The following is a 4,425-nucleotide window of genomic DNA, read 5'->3' as shown; positions in this document are numbered from 1 at the left end:
GTGTCGGCGCGGTCGCTGGTGTTGCGCCCGTTCTCGCCCGACCAGCTCGTCGGCGGTGGCCGTGGGGTGGAGCGGGATTCGTTGTTCGGGCTGGATTGGACCGCGCTGTCGGAGGTGCCGGGCGCGGAGACCGGTGCGAGCGTGGTCGAGCTGAGCGGGGATCTCGCCTCGCTGGATTCGGTGCCGGACGTGGTCATGGTCACCGTCGGGTCGGCCGGCGCCGAGAGTGTGGTGGAGTCGGTCCACGAGTTGGTCGCCCGTGTCCTGGGTCTGTTGCAGGGGTGGTTGGCCGATGAGCGGTTCGAGGCTTCGCGTCTGGTGTTCGTCACGCGGGGTGCGGTCGAGGCGCGGGAGGGTGAGGCGGTCACTGATCTGGCGGCCGCGGCGGTGTGGGGTCTGGTGCGATCGGCGCAGTCGGAGAACCCGGGCCGGTTCGTGCTGGTCGACGTGGATGATCAGGAGTCCTCGCTGCCGGCCCTGCTCGGGGTGCCGGCCTCGGGTGAGCCGCAGGCGGCGGTACGCGAGGGTGAGCTGCGGGTTCCGCGGATGGCGCGGGTGGCGCCAGGATCTGACGTCGGCGACGCGGCGGGCCGGGTCTGGGACCCGGAGGGGACGGTGTTGATCACTGGTGGTACCGGTGGTCTGGGTGGTCATCTGGCTCGGCATGTGGTGGCCGAGCGTGGGGTGCGGCGTCTGCTGCTGACCAGTCGCCGGGGTCTGGAGGCTCCGGGTGCGGTGGAGTTGCAGGCGGAGCTGATCGCGCACGGTGTCGAGGTCATGATCGCGGCGTGTGATATGGCTGACCGCGACCAGGTGGCGGCGCTGCTGGCGCAGGTTCCGGCCGAGCATCCGCTGACCGCGGTGATCCACACCGCGGGTGTGCTGGCCGATGGGACGATTCCGTCGCTGACGCCTGAGCGGCTGGACGCGGTGTTGCGGCCGAAGGTGGATGCGGCCTGGCATTTGCATGAGCTGACCCGGGGTCTGGATCTGGCGGCGTTCGTGGTGTTCTCTTCGCTGGCCGGGGTGATGGGCTCGGCTGGTCAGGGTAACTACGCGGCTGCGAACGCGTTTGTGGATGGGCTGGCTCAGTTGCGCCGGGCCGCGGGGTTGCCCGCGCTGTCGCTGGCCTGGGGTGCCTGGGCTCAGGACAGCGGATTGACCGGCACGCTGAGCGACGTCGATATGCGGCGGATCGCCCGGACGGGCATGCCGCCGCTGTCGGTGGAGCAGGGGCTGGCGTTGTTCGAGGCCGCTGTCGCGCTTGAGCATGCGGTGCTGGTTCCGGTCCGGCTGGATCTGCCGTCGATGCGCGGTTATGGCGAGGTGCCGGCGTTGTTGCGGGGTCTGGTGCGGGGTGGACGCCGGTCGGCGGCGTCCGGCTCGGTGGTGGCGACGTTGCTGGGGCGGCTGGCCCCGCTGGGGGCGGCCGAGCGTGTCGAGGTCCTGGTGGACCTGGTCCGCACTCAGGCCGCTGCCGTCCTCGGACACCCCGACTCCGCGGCGGTGGACGTCCGGCGGGAGTTTCGTGAGCTGGGCTTCGACTCTCTTACCGCGGTGGAGTTGCGTAACCGGCTGAACGGGGTGACCGGGTTGCGGTTGCCGTCCACGCTGGTGTTCGACTACCCGACGCCGGTGGTGCTGGCGGAGTTCCTGCTGGCCGAGTTGTTCGGTGAGGACGCCGATGTGGTCGTTCCCGCGTCGGTGGTGCCGGTCGCGGATGATCCGATCGTGATCGTGGGCATGGCGTGCCGTTATCCGGGTGGGGTGGCCTCGCCGGAGGATCTGTGGCGGTTGGTGGCCGAGGGCGGGGACGGGATCGGTGAGTTCCCGACGACGCGGGGCTGGGATCTGGGGGCGTTGTACAGCCCGGATCGGGAGAGCCAGGGCACCAGCTATGTGCACGAGGGCGGCTTCCTGGAGAGCGCCGCGCAGTTCGATCCGGGGTTCTTCGGGATCTCGCCGCGTGAGGCGCTGGCGATGGACCCGCAGCAGCGGCTGCTGCTGGAGGCGTCATGGGAGGCGATCGAGCGGGCGGGCATGGACCCGACCTCCTTGCGGGGCAGCCACACGGGTGTGTTCGCCGGCGTGATGTATCACGACTACGGGATGAGCGTCGATCTCCCGCCGGAGGCGATGGGCTTCATCGGCACCGGTACGGCGGGCAGTGTCGCGACCGGCCGGGTCTCGTACGCGCTGGGGTTGGAGGGCCCGGCGGTGACGGTGGACACCGCGTGTTCGTCGTCGCTGGTGGCGATGCACATGGCGGCGCAGGCGCTGCGGTCGGGTGAGTGCTCGCTGGCGCTGGCCGGTGGTGTGACGGTGATGGCCACGCCGGGAGCGTTCATCGGCTTCAGCGCGCAGGGCGGGCTGGCCGGTGACGGCCGGTGCAAGTCCTACTCCGACGCGGCCGACGGGGTGAGCTGGTCCGAGGGCGTGGGCATGCTGGTGCTGGAGCGGCTGTCGGACGCGCGCCGCAACGGGCACCAGGTGCTGGCGGTGGTGCGGGGTTCGGCGGTCAACCAGGACGGTGCGTCCAACGGGCTGACGGCGCCGAACGGTCCTTCGCAGCGGCGGGTGATCCGTCAGGCGCTGGCCGTCGCGGGCTTGAACCCCACCGAGGTGGACGCGGTGGAGGGGCACGGGACCGGCACCACGCTGGGTGACCCGATCGAGGCGCAGGCCCTGCTGGCGACGTACGGGCAGGATCGGCCGGAGGACCGTCCGCTGCTGCTCGGCTCGATCAAGTCGAACCTCGGTCACACCCAGGCCGCCGCGGGTGTGGCCGGTGTGATCAAGATGGTCATGGCGATGCGGCACGGCATGCTGCCCAGGACGCTGCACATCGACGAGCCGTCCTCGCATGTGGACTGGTCCTCGGGTGCGGTGGAGCTGCTGACCGAGGCGGCAGAGTGGCCGCGGAACGGCCATCCGCGTCGGGCGGGTGTGTCGTCGTTCGGGATCAGCGGCACCAACGCGCACGTGATCCTCGAACAAGGACCGGAAACACCGGTAGGAGAAGACGCTTCGCAGGACCGGGCACCGGCGGCTGATGCGGTGAGCGGCGTGGTTCCGGTGCTGGTGTCGGCCCGTACGGCGGAGGCGTTGCGGGCGCAGGCCGGGCGGCTGGCCTCGCACGTGGAGGGCCGGGGTGAGGTGGCGCTGGCCGATACCGCGTTCTCGCTGGCCACGATGCGGTCGGTGTTCGAGCATCGGGCGGTGGTGCTGGCCGGCGACCGTGACGGTGTGCTGGCCGGGCTGGATGCGCTGGCCGAGGACCGTCCCGGTGCCGGTGTGGTGCGCGGGGTGGCGGCGACGCCGCCGCAGCTCGCCTTCCTGTTCACCGGACAGGGCAGCCAGCGGGCTGGGATGGGCCGGGAGCTGTATGAGCGGTTCGCGGTGTTCGCGGCGGCGTTGGATGAGGTGATCGCCGAGCTGGATCCGCTGCTGGACGGGGCGTTGCGCGAGGTGCTGTTCGCCGAGCCGGGCAGTGACCAGGCGGAGGCGCTGGATCAGACCGGGTGGGCGCAGCCGGCGCTGTTCGCGGTGGAGACGGCGCTGTTCCGGCTGGTCTCCTCGTGGGGGGTGCGGCCGAATGCGCTGGCCGGGCACTCGATCGGGGAGATCACCGCGGCGCATGTGGCCGGGGTGCTGTCGCTGGCCGACGCGTGTGCGTTGGTGGCGGCGCGGGCGCGGTTGATGCAGGCGCTCCCTGTAGGCGGGGCGATGGTGGCGGTGGCAGCGTCGGAGGAGGAGGTCGCCGAGCTGCTGGCCGGGCGTGAGAAGGAGGTGTCGGTCGCGGCGGTCAACGGCCCGGCCTCGGCGGTGATCTCCGGCACCGAGGAGGCGGTGCTGGAGGCGGCCGCCGCGCTGGAGGAGCGTGGGGTCAAGACGCGGCGGTTGCGGGTGTCGCACGCGTTCCATTCGCCATTGATGGACCCGATGCTGGAGGACTTCCGCGCCCTGGCCCGGACGTTGACCTACAGTTCGCCGCAGATCCCGGTGGTGTCCACGGTGACCGGGCAGGTGGCCACGGCGGAGCAGTTGTGCTCACCGGACTACTGGGTGGACCAGGTGCGGGGCGCGGTCCGCTTCGCCGACGGCATCCGCACCCTGCACGCGCGGGGCGTGCGGGCGTATCTGGAGCTGGGCCCCGATGGTGTGCTGACCGCCATGGCCGCCGACACCCTGGCCGCCGACGCGGATGTGCACGAGTCGGACGCGGTGCTCGTGCCGGTATTGCGTAAGGACCGCGACGAGCAGACGGCATCCATGACGGCGCTGGCCGAGCTGCATGTGCACGGGGTGCCGGTGGACTGGCGGGCGGTGCTGCCGGGTGGGCGCCGGGTGGATCTGCCGACCTACGCTTTCCAGCACCAGTGGTTCTGGCCGAACGCCAGGCAGAGCGGTGATGCCCGCGTTCTG

General features: G+C 71.3%; 1 protein-coding gene. It reads left to right on the top strand.

Features of this window, described 5'->3' with window-relative positions:
• Nucleotides 1–4,425, top strand: a 4,425-nt coding sequence (locus ABT130_RS47115; RefSeq protein WP_350966425.1) for a type I polyketide synthase, incomplete at both ends; no start/stop codon positions are given.

Source organism: Streptosporangium sp. NPDC001681, assembly GCF_040298085.1.
GTDB lineage: Bacteria > Actinomycetota > Actinomycetes > Streptosporangiales > Streptosporangiaceae > Streptosporangium.
Note: the sequence above shows the minus strand (reverse complement) of the source record. Positions and strands in the feature narration are given on the sequence as shown.